The organism is Streptomyces sp. NPDC001443, from assembly GCF_053597355.1.
This window is the reverse complement of sequence record NZ_JBSFIA010000001.1, coordinates 29,586-53,463: the sequence shown is the minus strand read 5'-3', so window position 1 is coordinate 53,463 and position 23,878 is coordinate 29,586. Positions and strand designations below refer to the sequence as shown.

Genomic DNA, 23,878 nt, shown 5'->3' with positions numbered 1-23,878 from the left:
GAAACAGCTTGGAGCGTCCTCGTTCCTCAGCCGCACCTTCGTCATCGGCCGGAATTGCGCTGGCGGTCAGCCTGTAGTACCTCAAGGATCGATTCGCCGATGGCCTGCGCGACGGGCGGCGGAAACGCGTTACCTACCTGTCGGTACTGAGCTGTCTTGCCTCCAGTGAAATCCCATTCCGTCGGAAAGCCCTGGATGATCGCGGCTTGACGAACCGTGAGCATGGGACCTTCGGTACCGAACAGATCTCGATCCTCAGTGCCAGTCGGCTCGCCGTTCACCGGCGCGTTGGCCACGCCCATGCCCGAGACCCCCAGCGCCCGCCATGCCTTCTTAGCCCGGCTGGGGCCAAGGTCCGCTCCTCCATGCTTCTTGGAACCGCCCACCAGGGTGGGAGCCACATCCTTGTCAGCCGCCGCCTTCCATTCGTCGAAGACCTGCTGCGCCCGGGCAGCCCGCGCCCCACCCTCGAAGGGCGCGATGCGTTCAAGCATCGTGGCCTCAAGCGCCTTGTAGACCGTCATCCGCTCGGCACTGGGCGTGGGAGCTTCGTACTTCAGGTCCTTGAGGACGTCCTTCCGGAAGGCGACGAGGATGGAACGGGGGCGAAGCTGCGGCACGCCGAACTTCTCCGCCTCGTATACCTCCCACCCCACCACCTTGTAGCCGGGCATCCCATCGTCAGCGGTCTCCATCCCCTCAAGCCGGGCCTGGATCCGCGACCTATAGTCATCGAACTTGGCATCCATGAGGCCGCGGACGTTCTCGATCATCACAGCCCGGGGACGGATCAGCTCGGCCAGATCCAGGATGCGCGGGAAGAGGTCACGCTCGTCGTCCTCGCCGAGCTGCTTGCCTGCGTGCGAAAACGGCGGACACGGCACCCCACCCGCTAGCAGGTCGACCTCACCTCTGCGATAAAGACCAGCACTCTTGTCCAGGTCGCGCTCGGGATCAAAATCAAGCACGTCCTTGCAGAGAACATCGCAGTTGTCGCGCTCCCAGTCCCACTTGGGGTGCACCTCGATGTTTTCACGCAGGGTCGCCGCCGCGTACTTGTCGATCTCGATCAGGGCAAGGTGCCTGAAACCGGCTGAATGCAGCCCGATCGCTTGTCCGCCAGCGCCGGCACAGATCTCAATCGACGTGTAGTCCCGGTCAGTCCCGGTCACGACCCCTCCTCTTGCACAGATCCCACTGATGCCTCATACGGCAGCCATCACAGAGGGTGACACGACCCACTGACATTGCGACTCAACACGGCGGCACACACCAGTGTGCGGCATCCCCTGCCTCGCCCCGGTCACCTCAGCCACCGCCAGTGCGGCATTCTCGAATGTATGTACGATATCGCTCATGCCGATTCCCGACTGGACTCGTGACGAACTGCTACTGGCTTGCGCGCTCGTCGTCGAAAACGAGTGGCGAGAGCTGCGACCGGCCGACGAGCGAGTGCAGGACCTGTCCAGGGTCCTCAGGGGGCTCCCCTTGCACGATGGCGCGGCAGCAGATCCGAAGTTCCGCTCCCCAGGCAGCGTCAGCCGCAAGACGGGCGACATCGTGACGGCTCGCGCCGGATATCACGGGGTCGCCACGAAAGGCGGACGCCTGACCCGTGAGGTGGTGGCCGATTTCACAGAGCACACAGACGAGATGCTCTCTGCCGCCCGGATCCTGCACGCAGGCGCGACGTCCGCCGGAATCGTCCGCATACCCGTCCAGGAAGGCGAGGAAGCCGTGGCGCGTGAAGGACGGCTTCTCAGGCGCTGGGCGCTTCACCGCGAGCGGAGCAAGCCCCTGCGTGACCAAAAGATCCAGGCGGCGCTGGAAGGAGGCTTCCCGCTCCGTTGCGAGGTGTGCTCGTTCGACTTCGCCGCCACTTACGGCGAACTGGGGGACGGGTACATCGAAGTCCACCACAGGCTGCCCCTCCACGTATCGGGGATGACAGAGACCCGGCTGCCGGATCTTGCCCTCCTGTGCGCGAACTGCCACCGCATGTGCCACAGGAGTTTCCGCGGAGAATCCTGGCGCACCCCGGCTGAACTCCGAGGACAAATGCAAGGATCCGTTTGAGTACCGTCCCACTAGGCTGCGTCCGCTTCGGCCTCATAGTGCATCTGAGCGCGATCGAGGACGTCGTCCGGGTCGAGTCCGCGAGCGGCAGTCCAGTGGAGCAGATCGGCAATCAGTTCCACAGCGGTTTCCTCAAGCCCGACATCCCGCCCGTTCACGCGAAGCGGAGCACCACGGCTGATCCTCTGGTAGCCCTCCAGTGCCGTTACGGCGCGCTCGATGCGTCGGCACGTCCGGCCTGAGCCGATCGAGATCTCGCACCAGACCGCCTTGCCCACCGCGGTCAGCACAGTGCCCCAGTCCACCGCCAGCGCCGCGAGCATGTGCAGACCACGGCCGCACTCCGCGTCGCAGTCGGACGTGCTCGGTGACGGCACAGCCCGGCTCTTGTCATGCACTTCGAGACGCAACCGCTCCCCGCGCCATTCAAGGACCAGGGTGGCGGATGAGCCTTCGCCCACATGCTTGACGACGTTCGTCGCCAGCTCAGTTACGAGCAGTTCCGCTTCACCGGCGGCAACGGGCACACCCCATCGGCTCAGCTGTGCCGCTGCGGCTCTCCGGAGCAAACGCACTTCCGCCGGCGCCGCCTCAAAGGGCAGGACACAACGGAGTCGAGGTCGAGGTTCAGTGACTTCACAGCCAGACATAGGCCGCTCCTCCCTCTCGCACCACGCACATGCTGCGCCTGCCGTATCCGTACGACTGCACTGCGTAGCGATCCGTGAGCGAGCATGACACAGAGAACTCTCTCTGTGTAACTTCTCATCGGAATCTATCGGGTGAATCCGGTAGTGAAGCCGCGCATGGGCTGCCTAGCCTGTCGGGGACCCCCGGGCCCTCCGCCCGGCCATGGCAAAGGAGCCGCATGCCCGAACGGATCACCACCCGGCGTCGGCAACTAGGCGCGATGATGCGCAAATTGCGCGCTCGCGCGGGGCTGACCCTTGAGGAGGCCGGGCAGCTTGTCGGCGTCTCGAAGGCGACGGTCAGCCGGTACGAAACTCAGGCAGGGCCGGTCAAGTGGCTTGTCGTCGACGCCCTGTGTCGGGAGTACGGGGCAACAGAGGCCGAGCGCACGGCCATTGTCGGGCTGGCGAGGGACGCGAAACAGCAAGGCTGGTGGCGCTCCTTCGCCGATGCCATCCCGGAGAGCATGAACCTGCTGCTCACTCTTGAGGACGAAGCCGTACGCGAGAGCCATTTCGCCTGTGTCTACGTCCCCGGTCTCCTTCAGACACGCGCGTACAGCACAGCGCTACAGAGAGCCAACGAAGTCCCCTTGGCGCCAGCGGAAATCGAGCGCCTGGTCGACATCCGCATGAAGCGGCAGCAAATTCTCGACCGGCCGAAGCCTCTCCGCTTGTGGGCGATCCTCGACGAATCCGTGATCCGCCGCGTCGTCGGGTCACCCCGGATCATGCAGGAGCAGTTGGACCGCTTGCTGGAAGCGAACGAGTCCCCGCACATCACTCTTCAGGTGCTGCCCTTCGCCAAAGGCGCCCACGCCGCCGCACTGGGGAGCTTTGTCACTATCGGTGGCACTGAACCAGCGCTAGACGTGGTGTACGTCGACTTCCACACCGGCTCGCTCTTCCTGGAAAAGGACGAGGAGCTGAGCCGATACAGACTTGCGTTCGAGTACCTCCAGGCGCAAGCGTTGGACATGGAGGCCTCCTCCGCCATGATCCATCGCGCTCGCAAGGAGCTGTGAATGCCGACCAGTCCTGAGCCCGTCGCCGAATCCGCCTGGTTCAAGTCGTCGTACAGCGGCGGCAACACCACTGAATGCGTAGAGGCGGCGTTCATAGCATCCGGCATCCACGTGCGGGACTCCAAGCGGCCGGACGGTCCTCGCATTTCGGTGTCGGCCGCGGCTTGGCGTCACTTTCTGACCGCCTCCTCGCGGTGACAGGAAGGCCAGTCTCCTGACTCGTCGCTCCAGCCGTCACCACGCGCCCGGCCCGAAGGGCCTGTTGGCAACCCGTCTGCATCCTGGAAGAGTTGAACACCGCTCGTGGGGGCCGGGATGCGAACGGGGCAGCGGTGCAGACGTGGAGACGGTTAGCTCTGTTCGTGTGTTCCGTGGCGCTTGGACTCGTCGCGGTCCAGTACCCGCGAAGCCATGACGACATCGTGGACGCGACCCAGTTCAGCATCGCCTTCTTCGCCACACTGCTGACCGGAGAAGCGGTCATCTTCGCGCTGACGTTCTCCGCTGCCAGCTCCTGGCCCTCGTTACGGGCGATCGACGGTCACATCGCCTTCCGGGAATGGGTGCTCATCGGCTGGTTCGCGGCCCTGTTCACGGCCTGCGGTCTCCTCGGTGGCAACGCCATCAGCGCCACCTACGGCGCACTGCTGTTCCTGCTGGCCAACGTCTTCGGCGTCTTCTCGTTCGTCCAGCTCTTCGGCCTGGCCAGTGTCGGTGGCCGCAACCGGCTCCTACGCCGGACTCTGGCCGAGGCCCTGGGCCGACAGGGAACGGCCCTCGGCCCCTTCCCCTCAGAGCCTGGCGACGACTCGGCCCTCAACGCCTACCTCGGCACCGTCAGCCAGGCCGGCACCGGGAACGACCCCACCGCGATCCAGCACCTTGTCGAACAGCTGACAGGGGCGGAGGTACCACCGGAGGCCGCCCAGAGTGCCATCGGTGTCCACCTCGACGTCCTGCACCGGCTCTCACGCGCCGCACTGGTCGGCGGGACGGATCCTGTGCAGGTCAGCGACTGCGCCCACGCGCTGACCGACTCGGTCATCCGGCACTGCCGCCGACTGCCCGACCCCGCCCCGCCCCTGGGCGCGCTCAGCCGCTATCTGGCCTGGCTCGCCAACACCGCGCTCCTCATGTCGGTACGCGGTGTGGCCTCCAACCGGGCGGCCCGGGAACTCGTCGCCTTCACGACCGATGCCCGTCTGAAGATTCTTCGCTGTGTCGACCCCGACCCGAAGTCGGCCACCACCCGTGAGGAGATCGGCACCATTTTCACGGGGCCGCTCCAAGTGCTGCTGTGGAGCGGCGACTTCGCGGAGTTCCACGGCGCTCACCAGGCCGGCGCTCTGTACGGCGTCTACGAGATCCTCACCGGCACCAAATTCATGGGGAACTACTGGGACGGCGATTCCGTCCTCGGCCGGCTGCGCCACGTCCTGTACGACGACGCGGAGGCCGTTTCCACTCCCGAGGCCGACGCCTCCCGAGCGGTTTTCGGGCCACCAGAGGAATACGACCACTTCTGGGCGCTGGTCTCCGTGACCGCCCTCGCCACTCTGCGCGACGCCCGCGTTCCGCACCCGCCAGAGCTGGTGCGTCCCGAGTTCACTCCCGATCACCAGTTATTGGGGGCCTATCTGCGCACGTTCGCCACTCATCGTTACTTCACCACCGCGGCACAAGGCCGCGAGGCACTCCTGAGTCTCGTATCCCGCGCCGACGCTCCCGGCTCGCCCGCCGCAGAGATACTGCGGGCACGAAGCGGTGACACGTACCGGATACCCGCCCCGCGCGTGGAGCCGAACCGGCGCCCGGCCGCGATGATCCTTGCCATCGCCTGCCGCTTGGCTCCGCTCGTCCCCCATAGCGACGACGCGGAGTTGCGGGCCTTTCTCGCCTCGCTTCCTGCCCCGGCCCTGGCTGCCTCCGCTCGCCTCGCCGCCCGCGTGCTGCCTGGTGCCGCAGCGGAATCCGACCCTGTGGAGGCCATCGCCGTCGGCCTGAAGGTTCTGCAACTGATCGGCGCCCACACACGGGAGGGAGCGTGACCGACTCCGTGATAGACGTGGCCGACTGGCGCCAGCGTCTGACCGATCTGGAAGACGCTGAAGTCTCGGCCGTGGTGGTTGTGCAGTGCGACCAGGCTTGGCTCCGGCCCAGCCTCACCGCCTTCCGGAACGAAGTCGACCAGGCGCTCATAAAGGCTCAACTGCGCCGCGGGGACCGGCTCGCCATCACCCGTATCATCCTGCACGGCCTCCCTCTCGCATCGGGCACTGTCCATCGGCCGGCCGCTGTCGACCGCGCTTTCACTGAATGGCACGACCGCCTGTCAGCTGCCAGCATCCTGCTCCCGAACGGCAGTTCGCCCGCGCACCGCATCCATCGCCTGATCCTTGGCGGAGACCAGACCAGGGCACCTATCCCAGATATGGTCGAACTGCTGAAAAACGGCGACTGGACAGACCAGCACCGAGCCGAACTGGTGCTGCGCACCATCGAGGCCACAGGTACGACCACGCCACTCACCGGCTACGACGTGGACCTCGACGGCCCCTTCGGTGACGCCGATCCCTCCGTCTACCTGTAAGCGCACCCGCAACCGGCCCTGCACCATTGGAGATCAGGTGTCCTACGTACCTCAGAACCAGGACGACCAGGCTTTCCTGGCCCAAGCCATCGAACTCTCTCGGCACGCTCTCGAAGACGAAGGCAAAACCCCCTTCGGTGCCCTCGTCGTCATCGACGGGAAGGTCATCGCCACCGGCACCAGCTCAGTCGTCGAACTCCGGGATCCCACAGCCCACGCCGAAGTCATGGCCTTGCGCGCGGCAGGCGCGGAACTCGGGCGTCACCTCATGGAAGACGCCGTGATGTATTCCAGCAGCGAGCCCTGCCCCATGTGCCTGGTCGCCTGCTACTGGGCCCGAATCCCGCGCCTGGTCTACGCCGCCACCAGTCGCGACGTCGCCGTGAACGGGTTCGAGGATCTCCAGTTCTACCGCCAGCTCACCGTTTCCAACGCTGAGCGAACCCTGCTCGCGGAAACAGCCGTGGACGGTGAAGTGCGCGAGATCGCGACCAAAGCTCTCGCCAGCTGGGCGGACAAGCTGCCCTCCCCCGTCGAGCCCAAGCTCTGATCCTCCTGGCTCGGGCTCCGCGCCGAGGGGCAAGTCCGTCGCGCTGAGCTCGGGCCGTTAGCCTCAGCGGGACAAATGAGGAGGTAATCATGGCGAAGGTTCCCAGTGCGGTGGTGGCCGCGGGTGGGCTCGTCGGTGGGTACGGGGTTGCCCGGTGGACGAGGAAGCGGCAGCTCGGTGGGGCCGTGCTGGCCGTGGCCGGGGTCGCCGCCGCCCGGCAGTGGCGGGAGCAGGCCGGCGGGGTGGCCGCGGGTGCGCTGAGCGCCGCGTACGTCGCCGCGTTCGCCGGGCCCCACCCGCTGGCCAAGAAGGTGGGCGCCTGGCCCGCCGTGTTCGGGGTGGCGGGGGCCGTAGCCCTGGCGTCCTGGGCCGTGGCCGACCGGCAGGCGTGAGGCCGCCGACACGACCCCGTCACCGACCGGCAGGCGTGAGGCCACCGACACGATCACGACCCCGGCGCCGACCGGCAGGCGTGAGGCGGCACGGCTGCCGCGCCCAGCGGAACCCGTCGGCGCCGACCGGCAGGCAGGCATGAGGCGGCACGGCTGCCGCGCCCAGTGGGTGCCTGGCCTCGCCGGGCGGCAGGTGTGAGGTCGGCGACACCGGCACGGGCCCGGTGGCGGCCGTGCGGCAGGTGCTGGCGAGAATCCGTTGATCTATGGCACTCCTGCCACTTCTGTGCCGGCGGGCCGCCGCCTACCGTCGGGGCGTGAACAAGTTCCTTCTCGCCGTCCATGTCCTTGCCGCGATCGTCGCGATCGGGCCCGTCACCGTCGCCGCCAGCATGTTCCCGCCCGCCGCGCGCCGGGCGCTGGCCGCGCCGGACGACGCGCGGGCGGTGGAGACCGTACGGCTGCTGCACCGGATCTGCCGGGTGTACGCCGTCGTCGGTGTCGTCGTTCCCGTGTTCGGGTTCGCCACGGCGAGCAACATGGGTGTGCTCGGTGACGGCTGGCTGATCGCCTCCATCGTGCTGACCGTGCTGGCCGCGCTCGTGCTGGCCGTGCTGGTGCTGCCCCGGCAGGAGGCGCTGGCCGAGGGCGGCGGGACGGCCGGGGCGACCGTGCGGCTCGCCATGTTCACCGGGATGTTCAATCTGCTCTGGGCGGCCGTGACGGTGCTGATGATCGTCCGGCCCGGGTCCACGACCGGGGTCTGATCCACCCCCCTGGGGCCCGGTCAAGAGCCCGCGCCGTCCCCCAGGGTGCGGGACGGCGCGGTGAGCGCTACGCCGGCTTCACGTGCGATCCCTTCGACCCCTTCGTACCGCGAGGCTTCGTCGTCGCCGTGCGGGCCTTCTCCGCCGCCGCCGTCAGCGGGCGGGCGATGTCCTCCAGCGAGCGGCGTTCGGCGTTCACCGCCAGGAACGCCGCCACCAGGCCCGCCGCGCACATCAGGGACGCGCCGATCTGGAAGGCGAGGACCGTGTCGGCGACCTTGCCGGTGCTGGTCAGGTCCGCGAAGAGCAGGGGGCCGCTGATACCGCCGGCGGCCGTGCCGAGGGCGTAGAAGAAGGCGATGGACATGGCCCTGGTCTCCATCGGGAAGATCTCGGAGACCGTCAGGTACGCGCTGGACGCGCCCGCCGAGGCGAAGAACAGCACCGCGCACCAGCACGCCGTCATCGTCGTCGCGTTCAGCGAGCCGCGGTCGAACAGCCACGCCGTGCCGAAGAGCAGGAGGCCGGAGAGCAGGTACGTGCCCGAGATCATCACCCGGCGGCCCACCGTGTCGAACAGCTTGCCCAGCAGCAGCGGGCCGAAGAAGTTGCCGACCGCTATGACGGCGAAGTAGTAACCGGTGTTGCCGCTCGGCACGTCGAAGAACGTCGTCAGGATCGCGCCGAAGCCGAAGGTGATCGCGTTGTACAGGAACGCCTGGCCGATGAAGAGCGAGAAGCCCAGGACCGAGCGCTTGCGGTAGTCGGCGAACAGCGTGCGGGCGATCTCCGCGAAGCCCACGCCGCCGCGCTGGTGGATGGTGATCTCGCCCTCCGGGCGCGCGAGCCGCTCGCCCTTCTGCGTCTCCACCCGCTCCTCGATCGACGTGACGATCGCCTCCGCCTCGTGCTCCCTGCCGTGGATCAGCAGCCACCGCGGGCTCTCCGGGACGTGACGTCGTACGAGCAGGATGACCAGCGCGAGCACCGCGCCCAGCGCGAAGGTCAGGCGCCAGCCGACGTCGGCCGGGAAGATGCTCGTGTTCAGCGCCACGATCGACAGCAGCGAACCGCCCACCGCGCCCAGCCAGAAGCTGCCGTTGATGATCAGGTCGACGCGGCCGCGGAACTTCGCGGGGATCAGTTCGTCGATCGCGGAGTTGATCGCCGCGTACTCGCCGCCGATGCCGAAGCCGGTCAGGAAGCGGAAGGTGAAGAACCACCAGGAGGAGAAGGAGACCGCGGTGAGGGCGGTGGCGGCCAGGTAGACGGCGAGGGTGATCATGAAGAGCCGCTTCCGGCCCCATTTGTCGGTCAGGCGGCCCCAGAACAGGGCGCCCACGCACGCACCGGCCACGTACAGCGCCGCCGCGATGCCCGTGATCTGGCCCGAGCTGATCGGCAGACCGCTGCCGGGCTCCGAGAGGCGGCTGGCGATGCTGCCGACGACCGTGACCTCCAGGCCGTCGAGGATCCACACCGTGCCGAGGCCGATGACGATCGTCCAGTGCCAGCGTGACCACGGCAGGCGGTCCAGGCGGGCGGGAATGTTCGTGGTGACGGTACGGCCGCTCCCGGCCTGCGCGGTGGTCATGCGCCCCCTCCTCATCGTCGAGCGAGAACGCTGTCCGTGTGCCCCGGACCGGCTGATCCACTCCCGCGCCGGGCCGCGCCCCGCCCGGCCTACGCCCCCAGGACCCGGGACAGCGTGAAGATCGCCAGGCCCGCCAGTGAGCCGACCACCGTGCCGTTGATGCGGATGAACTGGAGGTCGCGGCCGATGTGGGCCTCGATCTTCTTCGTGGTGTGGCGGGCGTCCCAGCTCGCGACGGTGTCGGTGATCAGGGAGGTGATCTCCTTGCGGTACGTCGTCACGACGTGCACCGCCGCGCCCTCCACCCAGCTGTCGACCTTCTCCTGCACCTTCGGCTCGTTCGCCATCCGGGCGCCCAGCGTCAGCAGCGAGGCCCGTACCCGCAGCCGCAGCTCGCTGCGCTCGTCCTCCGCAGCCGACACGATCATGGACCGTACGGCCGTCCAGACGGACCCGATCAGGTCCTGGACCTCGCCGCGGCCCAGCACCTCGCCCTTGAGCCGTTCGACCCGCAGACGGGTGTCGGTGTCGGACTGGAGGTCGGAGGCGAAGTCGGTGAGGAAGCGGTCCAGGGCGCCGCGAGCCGGGTGGGAGGGCATGTCTCGCATCTCGGTGACGAAGCGCAGCAGCTCCTTGTAGACGCGCTCGCCGACCTTGCGGTCCACGAACCGCGGGGTCCAGCCGGGCGCGCCGCCCTGCACCGCGTCCATCACGGAGTCGCCGTGCAGCACCAGCCAGTCGTGCGCGCGGGCCACGACGAGGTCCACCGCCCGGCGGTGCCCGCCGTCGCCGACGATCCGCTCCAGCAGCTTCCCGATGCCGGGCGCGATCTCCTGGGCGCCGGCACGACGGGTGATCGCCTCGCTCACCACCGCCTGCACGTCGGAGTCGCGCAGCACGGTCAGCGCGCCGCGCAGGGCGGTGGCCAGTTCGGCCGTCACCCGGTCGGCGTGCTCGGGATCCGCCAGCCAGGTGCCGAGCCGGCTGCCGATGCCGACGGCGCGCAGCCGCTGGCGTACGACGTCCTCGGAGAGGAAGTTCTCGCCGACGAACTCCCCCAGGGAGACGCCGAGCTGGTCCTTCTTGTTGGGGATGATCGCGGTGTGCGGGATGGGCAGGCCGAGGGGATGGCGGAACAGGGCGGTGACCGCGAACCAGTCGGCGAGCGCGCCGACCATGCCGGCCTCGGCGGCCGCGGCGACGTACGCCGTCCACGCCCCGGCGCCGGAGTGCCGGGCCCAGGTGGCGAGGACGTAGACGAGGGCCACGAGGAGCAGCAGGCCGGTCGCGGTGAGTTTCATCCTGCGTACCCCCCGCCGCTTCTCCTCGTCGGCGGGGCTGAAGGTGGTCATCGTGCGCCGGCTCGCGGCGGGCGCACCTTCTTCGGTCGCTTCGTCCTGATGTGTGACGTTCATCCACTCCACCCGTTCGCTACCCCTCGGACCCATTGTCCCTTCCTCGCCCCTCAGTGACGGACTCCTGGAACGGAACAAGAGTTCCCGTCGTTTGTGTTCGAGGACGGTTCGAGGAAGGTCGCAGAAGGTTCGAAGCGAGCCGGACCTCCCCGGCCTCCCCGTCCCTCCTGTCCCCCCTGTCCAGCATGAGCCGATCACAGCGGAGCCCCGGGCTCCCCATGCCCGAGGAGACCCGCGCCGCATGACCAGGCGTCACGGTTGCGCCCTGCTGTCCGCGATCACCGCCCTGATCGTCGCCCTGTCCGCCGCCATATACGTGGGCGTCTCGGTCGGCGCGGGCCACACCGACGCGAAGAACGGCGGTTCCCCCGTCCGCGCCGACGCCGTCCCCGCCTCCGCCGGCGTCTGGGTCGGCGCCTGGTCCGCATCCCCGTCCGGCGCCGAACCGGGCACGGAGACGACCGGCACGGCGGGCCGCTCGATACGCAACGTGGTGCACGCGAGCGTCTCCGGTACGAGTGCCCGCATCACCCTGTCCAACCTCTACGGCACCCGGCCGCTGACGGTCACCCACGCCTCGATCGCCGTCGCCGCCGGTCCGGACACCGCCGCCGCGGCCACCGGCACCCTGCGCCGGCTCAGCTTCGGCGGCGCCGGGTCGGTCGTCATACCGGCGGGCGGGCAGACGGTCAGCGACGCCGTGCCCCTGCTGGTGCCGCGCGGCGCCGACCTCCTCGTCAGCACCTACTCCCCCGCCTCCTCCGGCCCGGTCACCTACCACGAGGCGGCCCGCCAGATCAGCTACGCCGCCGACGGCGACCACGTCCAGGACGCGACGGGGACGCCGTACGGGGAGCGCGACGAGCACTGGCGCTACCTGACCGCCCTGGACGTGCTGAGCGACGAGGCCGACGGCACCGTCGTCGCCCTCGGCGACTCGCTGACCGACGGCGTCACCTCCACCGAGAACGCCAACCGCCGCTGGCCGGACGCCCTTTCGGACCGGCTGCGAGCGGCCCTCGGCTCGGGCGGCGACGTGCCCCGCTACAGCGTGGTCAACGCGGGCATCAGCGGCAACCGCGTCCTCGCCGACGGGGGGCCGGGCAGCCCCGCCGGCAACACCAGCGGCCTGAAGCGCTTCGCACGGGACGTACTGGCCCGCCCGAACGTCAAGGTCGTCGTCATCGACCTCGGCGTCAACGACATCCTGCGCAGCGAGCGGCGCGCGGACCCCGAGGCGATCCTCGACGGCCTGCGCGAGCTGGTACGGCAGGCGCACGCCCGGGGGATCAAGGTCGTCGGCGCGACGCTGATGCCCTTCCAGGGGCATCCCCGCTACACCGACGTCCGGGAGGAGGTCCGCCAGGAGGTCAACGCCGTGATCCGGGCCGGGAAGGTGTACGACGCGGTCGTCGACTTCGACGAGGCGCTGCGCGACCTGTACAACCCCCACGCGTTCCGCCCCGACTACGACTCCGGCGACCATCTCCACCCCAGCGACAAGGGCTACCGGGCCATGGCCCGGGCGCTCGACCTGGATGATCTGACGGGGTCGGTTCCGGCACGGCTGTGACCGGCGGACCCGCTCGGTCCTCGTAGCGCCGCCGGTGCCGCTCGGTCCTCGTAGCGCCGCCGGTGCCGCTCGGTCCTCGTAGCGCCGCCGGTGCCGCTCGGTCCTCGTAGCGCCGCCGGTGCCGCTCAGTCCTCGTAGCGCCGCCGGTGCCGCTCCTCGCGGCGGGCGTCCCGCCGCTCGCGCTGTGCCTCCCGCCGCTCCTCGTGGTGCGCCCGCCGCAGGTCGCGGTGGGCGTCGAGCATCTTGCGGTGCGCGCCCTCCACCTCGTCGCGGAACGTCGAGTGCAGGTCCCGCATCGCGGCCTTGCGGTCCAGCTTCTCCTGGCGCCGCTCCTCCTTCAGGCGCAGCCGCTCGGCCCGTGTCACCTTGCGCTCGACCCCCACCCCGCCCCAGAAGGCGAAGCCGGTCAGGACCACCCTCGGCGCTCCGGGGTCCCCCGGCACGCCCGCCTGGGTGTGGTCGAAGCCGCCCATGACGCCGATGCCGCGCACGACGACCTCGACGCCGGGCGGCACGATGACGTTCAACCCGCCCATGATCGCGACGCAGTTGATCTCCACCTCGCGGTCGGCGAAGTTCGCCTCGCGCAGGTCGATCTCACCGCCGCCCCAGAAGGCGAAGCAGTTGAACCGCTTCGGCATCGTCCAGCGCCCCCTGCGCTGGAAGCCGGACATCACGGCGACGGCCCACGGCGACGAACCCTCGCCACCGACGATCCGCCCCGCCCAACTCCCGTCGCCCTCGGGCTCCTTGATCAGGGAGATGGTGGGCGGCGCGACCCCGGCCGACGGCAGGTCGCGGGTGATCGGGGCCAGCTCGCCGTACGTCCGCGCCTTGTACGTCGCCTCCAGCCGCTCCTCGAACTCCTCCATGTCGAGGCGGCCTTCGGCGACGGCGTCCCGCAGGACCTCGGCGACTCGCTCACGATCGGCGTCGGAGGCACGCAGCTCCGGGGCATCGTCGGTCATGCCTGACAGCCTACGAGTTCCCGGCTCCCGGCACTACGCACCGGCCCTCTCCGCCGGGGGCTCGGGGATCCCCGTTTCCGGCTCCGTCCCCGCCGCGGGCTCCGCCGTGTCCGTCGACCACAGCATCTTGGCGATCACCGCCTCGATGTCCGGCTCCCGCACCGACAGATCGACCAGCGGGTACGACGCCGCGATCCGCGCCACCAGCGGCGCCGCCGACTCGGCCGCGGGGAAGGCGAGCCACTGCCGCGGCCCCTCCACCTTCACCACCCGCGTCCCCGGCACCTCGACCGGCGGCACCTCCCGCTCCAGGTCCACCACCAGCGTCCGCTCGCTCTCCCCCACCTCGTGCAGCCCCGCCAGCGCGCCGTCGTAGACCAGCCGCCCGTGGTCGATCACCATCACCCGCGAGCACAGCTGCTCGATGTCCTGGAGGTCGTGCGTGGTCAGCAGCACCGTCGTGCCGCGCTCGGCGTTCAGCTCGCGCAGGAACTCCCGCACCCTGGCCTTGGAGATCACGTCCAGACCGATGGTCGGCTCGTCGAGGTACAGCACCTCGGGATCGTGCAGCAGGGCCGCCGCGATGTCACCGCGCATCCGCTGCCCCAGGGAGAGTTGCCGTACCGGGACGTCCAACAGGTCGCCGAGCTCGAGGAGTTCCACGCACCGGTCGAGGTTCTCCCGGTAACGCCCGTCCGGGATCCGGTACATGCGGTGTATCAACCGGTACGAGTCGATCAGCGGCAGGTCCCACCACAGGGTCGTCCGCTGCCCGAACACCACCCCGATACGCCGGGCCAGCCGCGCCCGCTCGCGGGACGGGTCGATGCCCGCGACCCGCAGCCGGCCGCCGCTGGGCGTCAGGATGCCGGTCAGCATCTTGATGGTGGTCGACTTCCCGGCGCCGTTCGGCCCGATGTAGCCCACCATCTCCCCGCGCGCCACGGTGAAGGAGATCGAGTCCACCGCCCGCACCTGCCGCGACTCCCGGCGCAGGAAGCCCGTCTTCCTGCGCACGGAGAAGACCTTCTCGACCCGGTCGAGTTCGATGAGAGCAGCGCCCTCACCGAAAGCACCGTCCTCACGGAGAGCACCGCCCACGTCGCCCGTACCGCTCATGCCGTCGCCTCACCGTCCATGCCCCGGGTCCCTCCTAACTTCCCGTACTCCGATAGGCCCGCAGCCCCGCCCGCCAGGCCACGCCCGCCAGCGCGCAGCAGGCCACCGCCACCACCGGTCCGGCGAACGCCACCCAGCCGGGCAGCCCCAGCGGCAGCGGCAGCCCCAGCACGTAGCTCGCCGGCAGCCAGTTGACGAAGGCCAGCGGCAGCACGAACGTCACCCCCCGCACCAGGTCCTGGGCGAACACGGTCGGCGGATACTGGAGCAGCGTCGTACCGCCGTACGTGAACGCGTTCTGCACCTCCGAGGCGTCCTGCGCCACGAACTGGAAGGCCGCGCCCGCGACGAACACCGCGCAGAAGATCCCGCAGCCGCTCACCACCATCCACGGCATCAGCAGCACCCTGGCCGGGGTCCAGTCGATGTCGAGCGACGCCAGCGCGTAACCCAGCACCAGCGCCCCCTGCACCACCCGGCCCAGTCGGCGCAGCCCGAACCGGTCGGCGGCCACCTGCGCGAGCACCGGCACCGGCCGCACCAGCAGGGTGTCCAGCGTCCCGTCCCGCACCCGGCCGCCCAGCCGGTCCATCGACCCGATCGCCAGATCGGCCAGCCCGAACGCCATCCCGGACAGGCCGTAGAGGAACGCCACCTCCGGCAGCGACCAGCCGCCGAGCGCGTCCACCCGGGAGAACATCAGCAGGATCGCCACGAAGTCCAGCGCGGTCGCCGCGAAGTTCCCGAACGTCGTCATGACGAAGGACGCCCGGTAGGCCATCGTGGAGCGGATCCACATCCCGGCGATCAGCCGGTACGCCCGCACGCCCTCCGCGAACCGCCCCGGCTCAGCCACCCTGCACCACCACCCGCCGCGTCGCCGCCGACTGCACCAGCCGCCCCGCGCCCAGCAGCACCACCGCCCACCCCGCCTGGAAGGCGTACGTGGACCACGCACCGGCCTCGCCCAACAGCACGTCGGCCGGCGCCTGGAGCAGCGCCGACCACGGCAATATCCTTACGATGTCGCCCAGTTCGCCCGGGAACACGTTCAACGGGACGATCATCCCCGAGCAGAAGAACCCCACGATCCACGACATCTGCTGCGCGCCCGTGCCGTCCATCAGCCAGAACGCGCTCAGCGCCACCAGGAAGCGCACCCCGAAGCCGACCACCATCGCCAGTGCCACCGCGACCAGGAAGGCCGCCCAGGTCAGCACGTCGTGGGGCAACGCGGTCGGGAAGATCAGCGCGCCGAACACGAAGGGGACCACGCCCCGCCCCAGCAACTGGAACAGGGCCCGGCCCAAGTCGGCGGACAGCCACCACAGTTGGAGATCGGCGGGCCGGTACAGGTCGATCGCGATGTCGCCCGTGCGGATGCGCTCCATCAGCTCCGTCTCGACCCCGCCACCGCCCAGGGCGAGCGTCGACAAAAGGGCCTGTCCCAGCCACACGTAGGTCACCGCCTGCGCCTGGTCGTAGCCGCCCAGATGCGGTTTCTCGTCCCACAGTGCGAGATATGTGTAGACCAGGATCAGGCCGAAAACAGTGTTCGTGAAGACCCCCGCGGCCGTGGCCACCCGGTACGTCGCGTACCGTCGGAATCCCCCCGCCGCGACGGCCCCGTACAACCGTCCCGCGCCCACGTCCACCGCCTTCCAGGTCTGCCCGGCACCGAAGCGCAGGAGCCTACTGCGCGTGTGACCGGGCACACCACGCAATTTCCGGCGGAACGCGTGCCGATTTTCGGGAACGAAACGCTTGGTGCGACAGTCTTTATCTGGGGGCAGAGAAGGCGTACGAGGGCGTACGGGAACGTACGACGCGAAACAGGAGTCCGTGCACGACATGAGCGACGAGCCGCAGCCGCAGCAGCCGACCGAGGGTCCGGCCCGGAGCGCACCCCGGCCGGCCGACGAGCCGGGCGGCGACCGCGACCGCGGCGGCCCGGGCGACGGCGAGGGCGGCGAGGGCGGGGGCTCCGGGAACCGGGGGGCCGCCGAGACCGGCACGGCCGCCGCGACCGGCCGGGCCACTCCGAGCACCGAGCCCGCCAGGACGCCCGAAGCAGCCGAAGCCACCGCGAGTGACGAGGCGCGCACGGGCGACGCCAAGGCCGGAGCGGCCGAGGCGGAGATGACCACGCGGCTCCCCCGGACGACGCCCGAACCCGACGCGACCGCGCAACTCCGCCGGGTCACGCCCGAACCCGACGCGACCGCGCAACTCCGCCGGGTCACGCCCGAACCCGACGCGACCGCACAGCTCCGCCGGGTCACGCCCGAGCCGGACGCGACCGCGCAGCTCCGCCGGGTCACGCCCGAGGCGGACGCGACCGCCGCCCGGACCGCCCGCCCCACGGTTCCCGCCCAGGGCGCCCGTCGCCCCGCCGTCCCCGCCCAGGCGGCCCCGCTCGCGGCGGCGGCCGCCGCCTCCCGGACGGCCCACGCACCCCAGCCGGCACCGGGATACGCGCAGGCGCAGACCGCCCACGCGCCCCAGGACCCCCGGACCGCGCAGGCCATGCACACCGTCGAACCCGACCGGGCCACCGAGCCCGTGAACAGCGGGAAGAAGCCCAAGCGCCCCAAGCGCACCGGCTGGCGCCGGATCTTCCCGACCTGGCGCATGGTGCTGAGCACCGTCGTCATCGGCGTCCTGCTGCTGATCGGCCTGTTCTTCCTCGGCTACTCCATGGTGAAGATCCCGCCGGCCAACGCGCTCGCCACCAAGCAGAGCAACGTCTACCTCTACGCCGACGGCACCGAGATCGCCCGGGACGGCGAGATCAACCGCGAGAACGTCACCCTCGCCCAGGTCTCCAAGGACGCCCAGCACGCCGTGCTCGCCGCCGAGGACCGCGACTTCTACACCGAGTCCGCGATCGACCCCAAGGCGATGCTCCGGGCCGGCTGGAACACCGCCACCGGCAAGGGCAAGCAGTCCGGCTCCACGATCACCCAGCAGTACGTCAAGAACTACTACCTCGCGCAGGAGCAGACCGCCAAGCGCAAGGTGAAGGAGTTCTTCATCTCCATCAAGCTCGACCGCACGGAGAGCAAGGACAAGATCCTCGAGGGCTACCTCAACACCAGCTACTTCGGCCGCAACGCCTACGGCATCCAGGCCGCCGCCAAGGCCTACTACGGCGTCGACGCCGTGAACCTCGACCCCGCCAAGGGCGCCTACCTCGCCGCACTGGTCAACGCGCCCAGCGAGTACGACGTCATCGCGCACCCCGAGAACAAGGCGGCCGCCCAGGCCCGCTGGAACTACGTCCTGGACGGCATGGTCACCAAGGGCTGGCTCGGCGCCTCCGAACGCGCGGGCATGAAGTTCCCGACGCCGAAGGAGAACAGCGCCGCCGCCACGGGCATGTCCGGACAGCGCGGCTACATCGTCGACGCGATCAAGGAATACCTCAAGGACGACAAGATCGTCACCGCGGACGAGCTGGAGGCGGGCGGCTACCGCGTCACCACCACACTCCAGAAGTCCAAGCAGGACGCCCTCGTCGACGCCGTCAACGACAAGCTCATGTCCAAGCTGGACAAGAAGGGCCGCAAGGTCGACAACTCCGTCCGCGCGGGCGGCGCCGCCGTCGACCCCAAGACCGGCAAGGTCGTCGCGATGTACGGCGGCGTCGACTACATCAAGCAGTACACGAACAACGCCACCCGCGGGGACTTCCAGGTCGGCTCCACCTTCAAGCCGTTCGTGTTCACCTCCGCCGTCCAGAACGGGTCGAAGACCCAGGACGGCCGCCTCATCACCCCTAACACCTACTACGACGGCACCAACAAGCGACCCGTCCAGGGCTCGAACGGCGACGCCTACGCGCCGGCCAACGAGGACGACGTCTCCTACGGCAACATCACCGTGGGCACCGCCACCGACAAGTCCGTCAACTCCGTGTACGCGCAGATGGCCGTCGACGTCGGCCCCCAGAAGGTCAAGGACACCGCGGTCGCCCTCGGCGTCCCCGCCGCCACCAAGGACCTCAACCCCTACCCGTCCATCGCGCTGGGCACCGCCACCGCCAGCGTCCTCGACATGGCCGAGGCCTACGCGACCCTCGCCAACCACGGCAAGGCCGGCGCGTACACGATGATCGACAAGGTCGCCAAGGACGGCCGGAACATCATGGAGGCGCCCGAGGCGAAGCCCCGCCGGGCCGTCACCCGCGAGGCCGCCGACACCACCACCTACGTCCTGCGCAGCGTCGTCCAGAACGGCACCGCCACCGCCGCCCAGGCCGCCGGCCGCCCCGCCGCCGGCAAGACCGGCACCGCCGAGAACGACACGGCCGCCTGGTTCGCCGGCTACACCCCCGAGCTGGCCACCGTCATCTCGGTCATGGGCCAGGACCCGGTCACCGCCGCCCACACCCCGCTGTACGGCGCGATGGGCCTCGCGCGCGTCAACGGCGGCGGCGCCCCCACCGAGATCTGGGCGCAGTTCACCAAGAACGCCCTCAAGGGCAAGCCGGTGACGGACTTCGACCTCCAGCTCCAGGAGGGCGCCGACCAGCCCGCACCCCCGCTGCCCGACCCCTCCCAGAGCTCCCAGGCCCCCTCCGGCCAGAACGACGGCAACGCCACCGCGGGCACGGACAACGGCGGCACCGACGGCTCCGACACGACCGGGAACACCGGCGCGCCGACCGACGGCAACGGCGACGGCTCCGGCACGGACGGCGGCTCCGACGGCTCCACCACCACCGGGAACACCGGCACGCCGACCGACGGCGGCACCGGTGACGGCTCCTCCGGAGCGGCCACCGGCGGCACCACGGGGGGCACCGGCGACACCGGCACCGTCGGCACCACGCTGGGGACGGGCGCACTCGGCACCCGCAGGGACTGACCGGCCGGCCCGCCGGTCAGTGACCCGAGGTCGCCTTCAGCCCCACGACGGCGACCAGCAGCAGACCCACGAAGAAGATCCGGGCGGCGGTCGCCGGCTCCCCCAGCAGCACCATGCCGACCACCGCCGCACCGGCCGCCCCGATGCCCACCCACACGCCGTACGCCATGCCGATCGGCAGCGACCTCGTGGCGTACGACAGCAGCACCATGCTCGCGACGATGCCGCAGCCCGTGAGCAGACTGGGCACGAGGCGGGTGAATCCGTCGGTGTACTTCATGCCGACCGACCAGCCGACCTCCAGCAGACCGGCGACGACGAGCAGAACCCAGGCCATGACAGGCACCTCCGAGACGTACGGGACTCTTCCGGGGTGCGTCGTCTTTCCTGTCACGCCGGCCCGCCGACCTGCGTCGGCAGCCTGTGACCCCGGTACGGCGCGTCTCGTCGGGTTCCTTCCCAACGTAGCAAAGGAACGAAGAGAGGGCTGGTGACCATGGTCACCAGCCCTCTCGAACGTTCTCGAGCGTTTTTGCCGCGGAATCAGAGGTACAGCCCAGTGGAGTCCTCCGACCCCTCGAACCGGTCCGCCGCCACCGCGTGCAGGTCGCGCTCGCGCATGAGCACGTACGCCACGCCCCGCACCTCGACCTCGGCACGGTCCTCCGGGTCGTACAGCACCCGGTCGCCCGGCTCCACACTGCGTACGTTCTGCCCCACCGCGACGACCTCGGCCCAGGCCAGCCGGCGCCCCACGGCGGCCGTGGCCGGGATGAGGATGCCGCCGCCGGAACGCCGCTCGCCCTCGGCGGTGTCCTGCCGCACGAGTACGCGGTCGTGCAGCATCCGGATGGGCAGCTTGTCGTGCTGCGGACTGTTTCTGTTGGCGCTCACACCACTGAACCTACCTGCCCGACTCGAATCCGTACGCGGGTGGGTCGCCCGCCGCTCAGCGCCTGCGGCGCCTGGAACCGACGACGAGCAGGCCGACCAGGCCGACCGCGACCAGCGCGACGGGCACGACCCGCTCCATCCTCGGCGTGCCCGACTCGTCGACGAACTGGGCCTTCACGTCGCTCACGACCCTGTTCACACCGACGTACGCCCGGCCGAGCGTGTGGTCGATGTTGGAGACGACCTTGGCCTTGGCGTCGCCGACGATGGTCTTGGGGTGCACCCGCACACCGATCTCGTCGAGGGTCTCCGCCAGAACGTCCCGACGGCGCTTGATGTCCGCCTCGATCTGCGCCGGGCTTCTGGTGTCCGACGTTTCCGACGTGTCCGCCACCGTACGGCCTCCAAAATCTGCTGATGCGTTGTTCCGGACAGTCTGTCAGGTTCGCGGCGCGCCGCACGGCCGAGACCCCCGGTTACGCTAGGCCGATGAGCGAGCGACTCCAGCCCGGGGACACCGCCCCCGCCTTCACTCTGCCCGACGCCGACGGGAACGAGGTGTCACTGGCCGACCACAAGGGCCGCAAGGTGATCGTCTACTTCTACCCGGCGGCCCTGACTCCCGGCTGCACCAAGCAGGCGTGCGACTTCACGGACAACCTGGACCTCCTGGCCGGCGCCGGGTACGACGTCATCGGCGTCTCCCCCGACAAGCCGGAGAAGCTGGCCAAGTTCCGCGAGAAGGAGTCCCTGAAGGTCACGCTGGTCGGCGACCCCGACAAGACGGTCCTGGAGGCGTACGGCGCCTTCGGCGAGAAGATGAACTACGGCAAGACCTACATGGGCGTCATCCGCTCCACGATCGTGGTGGACGAGGACGGCAAGGTGGAGCGCGCCCTGTACAACGTCCGGGCGACGGGCCACGTAGCCAAGATCATCAAGGACCTGGGCATCTGAGATCCCACCCCCGCCTGCACAACGGCCCCGTCGGAACGAACCCGCCGGGGCCGTTCCGCGTTTAGGGCGTGACTGTCCGATAAACGACTCGTTACTCCGTACGAGCCACGAACGGGTGGCCGGGGACGGAGGGAAATCGTGGGAGTCAGGTACACCCGCGAGCTGCTGGAAGAGGCAGCTCGTTCGACTGCGAGCTGGGACGATGCCGTTCGATGGTGCGGAGGAACGCCTACGGCGGGCAGCAGACGCTATCTGCGCCAGAAGATGGCGGACGCAGGCGTGGACACGTCCCATTTCCCCACCCGGTGGGCACGGCACAGCGAGGCGACGCTCCGCGAGATCGTGGCTGCGGCGACCAGCGTCAAAGAAGTGGTTCGCCGCCTGGGAATCAGCCCAGTGGGTGGCAACCACACCCACATCAGCCGCCGCATCGCGGCACTGAATATCGACACGTCCCACTTCACGGTGCACCGTGGCGGGCCGAAGGGTTCGCGAGGAAATCCCCTCACTCTCGGATCACCCGAGACCGGCAGAATTCCCGGAAGGCGGCTGCTGAGAGAACTTCTCCGCAGGGGGATCCGGGAGGTCTGCGCCATGTGCGGCACAGGGACCGAGTGGAACGACAAGCCGCTTCGACTGGAAGTCGACCACATCAACGGCGACTGGTGGGACAACCGCCCGGAGAACCTTCAGCTGCTCTGCCCCAACTGCCATGCGGTGACGGACACATACCGGGGTCGCAAGCGAAGGGTGAGCGCGTGACCACACCAAGATTCACGCGTGATCTGCTGACTCGGTCTGCCGCCGAGGCCATGAGCATGGTCGACCTGATGCGAGCGGTGGGCGCGCCGATGGGCACTGGCCCTCGTCGCTATCTCGCCCAGCGGCTCCGGTACTACGACATCGACATCTCCCACTTCCGCGAGGAGCCCCTGCCCGAACGTGAGCGGCGCAGTTACCCGGAGGAACTTCTGCGGGAAGCCGCCGCCCATTCACACAGCATCAAGGAGATGCTGGAGTACATGGGCTTTCCGCCGCGGGACAGCCCATACGGGCACATCAGAAAGAAGCTGGACAAATACGCGATCGACACCTCGCACTTCACCAGCGGACGCAGATACGGCGCCAAAATCATTCCCCGTGACGAACTGGCACCGCTGATCGAGACCGCCACGAGCATCACCGGAGTCCTCGCCGCCCTCGGCCGGAGTTCCAACGGCGCGGACCGCGCCCTGCTCAAACGCAGCATCACGTTCCATGGTCTGTCGACTGCCCACTTCACAGGGCAAGGGCACTCTCGCGGCACCCGGTCCCCGAACCGCAAGGCAGCGGCCGAGATCCTGGTGCAACTCGCCCCAGGACAAGCTCGCACCAAGACGGTCACGCTCAGGCGCGCACTCGACGATCTCGACGTACCGCACGTCTGCGACGCATGCGGTATCGGCGACACATGGCAGGGGAAGCGGCTCGTTCTGGAGATCGATCACATCAACGGCGACCGCCTGGACAACCGCCGGACAAACCTGCGGTACTTGTGCCCGTCCTGCCACAGTCAGACGAGCACCTTCTCCAACCGTGGTCGCCGAAGCGCCTCTGCACGAGTGCCGAGTCAGGCACAGTACAGTAAGCGCTCTGGGCCCGTACCCCAGCTGGCCGAGAGGGCGCCGGTTTAGGTCCGGTGTGTCGTGGGTTCGAGTCCCACCGGGCCCACAGGGAAATCCGGCCCGACGCCTTGAATACCAAGGCGTCGGGCCTTTTTTATATGCTCAGCCCAACAGCTCCCGCACCACCGGTACCAGCCCCCGGAACGCCTTGCCGCGGTGGCTGATCGCGTTCTTCTCGGACGGGGTCAGTTCCGCGCAGGTTCGGGTCTCGCCGTCCGGCTGGAGGATCGGGTCGTAGCCGAAGCCGTTCGTGCCGGCCGGGGCGTGCCGCAGGACGCCCCGCAGCCGGCCCTCGACCACGCGCTCCGTGCCGTCGGGCAGGGCGAGGGCGGCCGCGCAGGCGAAGTGGGCGCCGCGGTGTTCCTCGGCGATGTCGGAGAGCTGGGCGAGGAGCAGGTCCAGGTTGGCCTGGTCGTCGCCGTGGCGGCCGGCCCAGCGGGCGGAGAAGATGCCGGGTGCGCCGCCCAGGACGTCGACGCACAGGCCGGAGTCGTCGGCGACGGCGGGGTGGCCGGTGGCCTGGGCGAGGGCGTGGGCCTTGAGGAGGGCGTTCTCGGCGAAGGTGACGCCGGTTTCCTTGACGTCGGGGACGTCGGGGTAGGCGTCCGCGCCGACGAGGTCGTGGGGCAGTCCTGCGTCGGCGAGGATCGACCTCAGTTCGGTGATCTTTCCGGCGTTGCGGGTGGCGAGGATCAGGCGGGTCATGCCGACCAGTATCCCGGGCCCCGGCCGGCGG

At 69.4% G+C, this 23,878-nt stretch carries 24 protein-coding genes and 1 tRNA gene; 13 read left to right on the top strand and 12 right to left on the bottom strand.

What is annotated here, in order from left to right; translation table 11 throughout:
• Nucleotides 1–41: 41 nt before the first annotated feature.
• Nucleotides 42–1,172 carry a DNA cytosine methyltransferase gene (locus tag ACWC24_RS00280; protein WP_450660582.1) on the bottom strand — a complete coding sequence of 377 codons (1,131 nt, stop codon included), beginning with the start codon at nucleotides 1,170–1,172 and terminating at the stop codon, nucleotides 42–44.
• A gap of 184 nt (nucleotides 1,173–1,356) precedes the next feature.
• Between ACWC24_RS00280 and ACWC24_RS00275 the strand changes: the two genes are divergently transcribed.
• Nucleotides 1,357–2,076 (top strand): HNH endonuclease, encoded by a 720-nt coding sequence (locus ACWC24_RS00275; protein ID WP_450660581.1) that lies wholly within the window; start codon nucleotides 1,357–1,359, stop codon nucleotides 2,074–2,076.
• An 11-nt stretch (nucleotides 2,077–2,087) separates the two neighbouring features.
• On the opposite strand, the gene ACWC24_RS00270 is transcribed toward ACWC24_RS00275, so the two are convergent.
• Nucleotides 2,088–2,726: an ATP-binding protein gene (locus ACWC24_RS00270; RefSeq protein ID WP_450660580.1), complete on the bottom strand. Its 639-nt coding sequence runs from the start codon at nucleotides 2,724–2,726 to the stop codon at nucleotides 2,088–2,090.
• 218 nt (nucleotides 2,727–2,944) lie between these two features.
• On the opposite strand from ACWC24_RS00270, the gene ACWC24_RS00265 reads away from it, so the two are divergent.
• The 7 genes from ACWC24_RS00265 (at nucleotide 2,945) to ACWC24_RS00235 (ending at nucleotide 8,089) form a co-directional block, all read left to right on the top strand.
• Nucleotides 2,945–3,790 carry a helix-turn-helix domain-containing protein gene (locus ACWC24_RS00265; protein WP_450660579.1) on the top strand — a complete coding sequence of 282 codons (846 nt, stop codon included), beginning with the start codon at nucleotides 2,945–2,947 and terminating at the stop codon, nucleotides 3,788–3,790.
• On the top strand, nucleotides 3,791–3,988 hold the full coding sequence (locus ACWC24_RS00260; RefSeq protein ID WP_450660578.1) for a DUF397 domain-containing protein: 198 nt from the start codon (nucleotides 3,791–3,793) through the stop codon (nucleotides 3,986–3,988). It begins immediately after the preceding gene.
• Between the two features lie 173 nt (nucleotides 3,989–4,161).
• Nucleotides 4,162–5,838, top strand: a complete 1,677-nt coding sequence (locus ACWC24_RS00255) for a hypothetical protein (RefSeq protein ID WP_450660577.1) — start codon at nucleotides 4,162–4,164, stop codon at nucleotides 5,836–5,838.
• A complete protein-coding gene (locus ACWC24_RS00250) occupies nucleotides 5,835–6,380 on the top strand; it encodes a hypothetical protein (RefSeq protein WP_450660576.1) in 546 nt (181 codons plus the stop codon). Before ACWC24_RS00255 ends, ACWC24_RS00250 begins: the two co-directional genes overlap by 4 nt.
• Nucleotides 6,381–6,417: 37 nt before the next feature.
• Complete coding sequence (locus ACWC24_RS00245; protein WP_450660575.1) at nucleotides 6,418–6,930, top strand: nucleoside deaminase; 513 nt, start codon at nucleotides 6,418–6,420, stop codon at nucleotides 6,928–6,930.
• 89 nt (nucleotides 6,931–7,019) lie between these two features.
• A complete protein-coding gene (locus tag ACWC24_RS00240) occupies nucleotides 7,020–7,322 on the top strand; it encodes a hypothetical protein (RefSeq protein WP_450660574.1) in 303 nt (100 codons plus the stop codon).
• A gap of 317 nt (nucleotides 7,323–7,639) precedes the next feature.
• Complete coding sequence (locus ACWC24_RS00235) at nucleotides 7,640–8,089, top strand: hypothetical protein (RefSeq protein ID WP_450660573.1); 450 nt, start codon at nucleotides 7,640–7,642, stop codon at nucleotides 8,087–8,089.
• A 67-nt stretch (nucleotides 8,090–8,156) separates the two neighbouring features.
• Here the strand turns inward: ACWC24_RS00235 and ACWC24_RS00230 are convergent, their stop codons facing one another.
• Both ACWC24_RS00230 and ACWC24_RS00225 read right to left on the bottom strand, forming a co-directional pair.
• On the bottom strand, nucleotides 8,157–9,683 hold the full coding sequence (locus ACWC24_RS00230) for an MFS transporter (protein WP_450660572.1): 1,527 nt from the start codon (nucleotides 9,681–9,683) through the stop codon (nucleotides 8,157–8,159).
• Between the two features lie 89 nt (nucleotides 9,684–9,772).
• Nucleotides 9,773–11,098, bottom strand: a complete 1,326-nt coding sequence (locus ACWC24_RS00225) for a DUF445 domain-containing protein (protein ID WP_450660571.1) — start codon at nucleotides 11,096–11,098, stop codon at nucleotides 9,773–9,775.
• 241 nt (nucleotides 11,099–11,339) lie between these two features.
• Between ACWC24_RS00225 and ACWC24_RS00220 the strand changes: the two genes are divergently transcribed.
• Complete coding sequence (locus tag ACWC24_RS00220; protein ID WP_450660570.1) at nucleotides 11,340–12,671, top strand: SGNH/GDSL hydrolase family protein; 1,332 nt, start codon at nucleotides 11,340–11,342, stop codon at nucleotides 12,669–12,671.
• A 125-nt stretch (nucleotides 12,672–12,796) separates the two neighbouring features.
• Here the strand turns inward: ACWC24_RS00220 and ACWC24_RS00215 are convergent, their stop codons facing one another.
• Genes ACWC24_RS00215 through ACWC24_RS00200 form a run of 4 tightly spaced genes read right to left on the bottom strand, consistent with a single transcriptional unit; the run spans nucleotide 12,797 to nucleotide 16,407 of the window.
• Nucleotides 12,797–13,639, bottom strand: coding sequence for a DUF1707 SHOCT-like domain-containing protein (locus ACWC24_RS00215; protein WP_450660569.1), 843 nt, complete (start codon nucleotides 13,637–13,639; stop codon nucleotides 12,797–12,799).
• 33 nt (nucleotides 13,640–13,672) lie between these two features.
• Nucleotides 13,673–14,758 carry an ABC transporter ATP-binding protein gene (locus ACWC24_RS00210; RefSeq protein WP_450660568.1) on the bottom strand — a complete coding sequence of 362 codons (1,086 nt, stop codon included), beginning with the start codon at nucleotides 14,756–14,758 and terminating at the stop codon, nucleotides 13,673–13,675.
• Between the two features lie 34 nt (nucleotides 14,759–14,792).
• On the bottom strand, nucleotides 14,793–15,557 hold the full coding sequence (locus tag ACWC24_RS00205) for an ABC transporter permease (RefSeq protein WP_450661014.1): 765 nt from the start codon (nucleotides 15,555–15,557) through the stop codon (nucleotides 14,793–14,795).
• Between the two features lie 49 nt (nucleotides 15,558–15,606).
• On the bottom strand, nucleotides 15,607–16,407 hold the full coding sequence (locus ACWC24_RS00200) for an ABC transporter permease (protein WP_450661013.1): 801 nt from the start codon (nucleotides 16,405–16,407) through the stop codon (nucleotides 15,607–15,609).
• 877 nt (nucleotides 16,408–17,284) lie between these two features.
• On the opposite strand from ACWC24_RS00200, the gene ACWC24_RS00195 reads away from it, so the two are divergent.
• On the top strand, nucleotides 17,285–19,627 hold the full coding sequence (locus tag ACWC24_RS00195; RefSeq protein WP_450661012.1) for a transglycosylase domain-containing protein: 2,343 nt from the start codon (nucleotides 17,285–17,287) through the stop codon (nucleotides 19,625–19,627).
• A gap of 16 nt (nucleotides 19,628–19,643) precedes the next feature.
• Here ACWC24_RS00195 and ACWC24_RS00190 read toward each other — a convergent pair whose 3' ends face one another.
• The 3 genes from ACWC24_RS00190 to ACWC24_RS00180 all read right to left on the bottom strand — a co-directional run bounded on the left by ACWC24_RS00190 (nucleotide 19,644) and on the right by ACWC24_RS00180 (nucleotide 20,915).
• Complete coding sequence (locus ACWC24_RS00190; protein ID WP_450660567.1) at nucleotides 19,644–19,964, bottom strand: DMT family transporter; 321 nt, start codon at nucleotides 19,962–19,964, stop codon at nucleotides 19,644–19,646.
• Between the two features lie 206 nt (nucleotides 19,965–20,170).
• Nucleotides 20,171–20,473 (bottom strand): GroES family chaperonin, encoded by a 303-nt coding sequence (locus ACWC24_RS00185; protein WP_450661011.1) that lies wholly within the window; start codon nucleotides 20,471–20,473, stop codon nucleotides 20,171–20,173.
• A gap of 103 nt (nucleotides 20,474–20,576) precedes the next feature.
• Nucleotides 20,577–20,915, bottom strand: coding sequence for a DUF3618 domain-containing protein (locus tag ACWC24_RS00180; RefSeq protein ID WP_450660566.1), 339 nt, complete (start codon nucleotides 20,913–20,915; stop codon nucleotides 20,577–20,579).
• 95 nt (nucleotides 20,916–21,010) lie between these two features.
• On the opposite strand from ACWC24_RS00180, the gene bcp reads away from it, so the two are divergent.
• From bcp to ACWC24_RS00165, 3 genes are all read left to right on the top strand, one after another.
• A complete protein-coding gene (gene bcp, locus ACWC24_RS00175; RefSeq protein WP_384724442.1) occupies nucleotides 21,011–21,478 on the top strand; it encodes a thioredoxin-dependent thiol peroxidase in 468 nt (155 codons plus the stop codon).
• Nucleotides 21,479–21,613: 135 nt separating this feature from the next.
• Nucleotides 21,614–22,240 (top strand): HNH endonuclease signature motif containing protein, encoded by a 627-nt coding sequence (locus ACWC24_RS00170; protein WP_450661010.1) that lies wholly within the window; start codon nucleotides 21,614–21,616, stop codon nucleotides 22,238–22,240.
• An 872-nt stretch (nucleotides 22,241–23,112) separates the two neighbouring features.
• Nucleotides 23,113–23,188, top strand: a tRNA-Leu gene (locus ACWC24_RS00165).
• Nucleotides 23,189–23,244: 56 nt separating this feature from the next.
• Here the strand turns inward: ACWC24_RS00165 and rdgB are convergent.
• Nucleotides 23,245–23,847: an RdgB/HAM1 family non-canonical purine NTP pyrophosphatase gene (gene rdgB, locus ACWC24_RS00160; protein ID WP_450660565.1), complete on the bottom strand. Its 603-nt coding sequence runs from the start codon at nucleotides 23,845–23,847 to the stop codon at nucleotides 23,245–23,247.
• Nucleotides 23,848–23,878: the final 31 nt, after the last annotated feature.

What these genes read in the sequence shown, in the direction of transcription:
- ACWC24_RS00195 (WP_450661012.1), top strand. Translation starts at nt 17,285, where the DNA reads ATGCACACCGTCGAACCCGACCGGGCCACCGAGCCCGTGAACAGCGGG.
- ACWC24_RS00185 (WP_450661011.1), bottom strand. Translation starts at nt 20,473, where the DNA reads ATGCTGCACGACCGCGTACTCGTGCGGCAGGACACCGCCGAGGGCGAG.
- ACWC24_RS00260 (WP_450660578.1), top strand. Translation starts at nt 3,791, where the DNA reads ATGCCGACCAGTCCTGAGCCCGTCGCCGAATCCGCCTGGTTCAAGTCG.
- ACWC24_RS00275 (WP_450660581.1), top strand. Translation starts at nt 1,357, where the DNA reads ATGCCGATTCCCGACTGGACTCGTGACGAACTGCTACTGGCTTGCGCG.
- ACWC24_RS00220 (WP_450660570.1), top strand. Translation starts at nt 11,340, where the DNA reads ATGACCAGGCGTCACGGTTGCGCCCTGCTGTCCGCGATCACCGCCCTG.
- ACWC24_RS00240 (WP_450660574.1), top strand. Translation starts at nt 7,020, where the DNA reads ATGGCGAAGGTTCCCAGTGCGGTGGTGGCCGCGGGTGGGCTCGTCGGT.
- ACWC24_RS00215 (WP_450660569.1), bottom strand. Translation starts at nt 13,639, where the DNA reads ATGACCGACGATGCCCCGGAGCTGCGTGCCTCCGACGCCGATCGTGAG.
- ACWC24_RS00270 (WP_450660580.1), bottom strand. Translation starts at nt 2,726, where the DNA reads ATGTCTGGCTGTGAAGTCACTGAACCTCGACCTCGACTCCGTTGTGTC.
- ACWC24_RS00225 (WP_450660571.1), bottom strand. Translation starts at nt 11,098, where the DNA reads ATGAACGTCACACATCAGGACGAAGCGACCGAAGAAGGTGCGCCCGCC.
- ACWC24_RS00265 (WP_450660579.1), top strand. Translation starts at nt 2,945, where the DNA reads ATGCCCGAACGGATCACCACCCGGCGTCGGCAACTAGGCGCGATGATG.
- ACWC24_RS00210 (WP_450660568.1), bottom strand. Translation starts at nt 14,758, where the DNA reads ATGAGCGGTACGGGCGACGTGGGCGGTGCTCTCCGTGAGGACGGTGCT.
- rdgB (WP_450660565.1), bottom strand. Translation starts at nt 23,847, where the DNA reads ATGACCCGCCTGATCCTCGCCACCCGCAACGCCGGAAAGATCACCGAA.
- ACWC24_RS00190 (WP_450660567.1), bottom strand. Translation starts at nt 19,964, where the DNA reads ATGGCCTGGGTTCTGCTCGTCGTCGCCGGTCTGCTGGAGGTCGGCTGG.
- ACWC24_RS00230 (WP_450660572.1), bottom strand. Translation starts at nt 9,683, where the DNA reads ATGACCACCGCGCAGGCCGGGAGCGGCCGTACCGTCACCACGAACATT.
- bcp (WP_384724442.1), top strand. Translation starts at nt 21,011, where the DNA reads ATGAGCGAGCGACTCCAGCCCGGGGACACCGCCCCCGCCTTCACTCTG.
- ACWC24_RS00205 (WP_450661014.1), bottom strand. Translation starts at nt 15,557, where the DNA reads ATGTGGATCCGCTCCACGATGGCCTACCGGGCGTCCTTCGTCATGACG.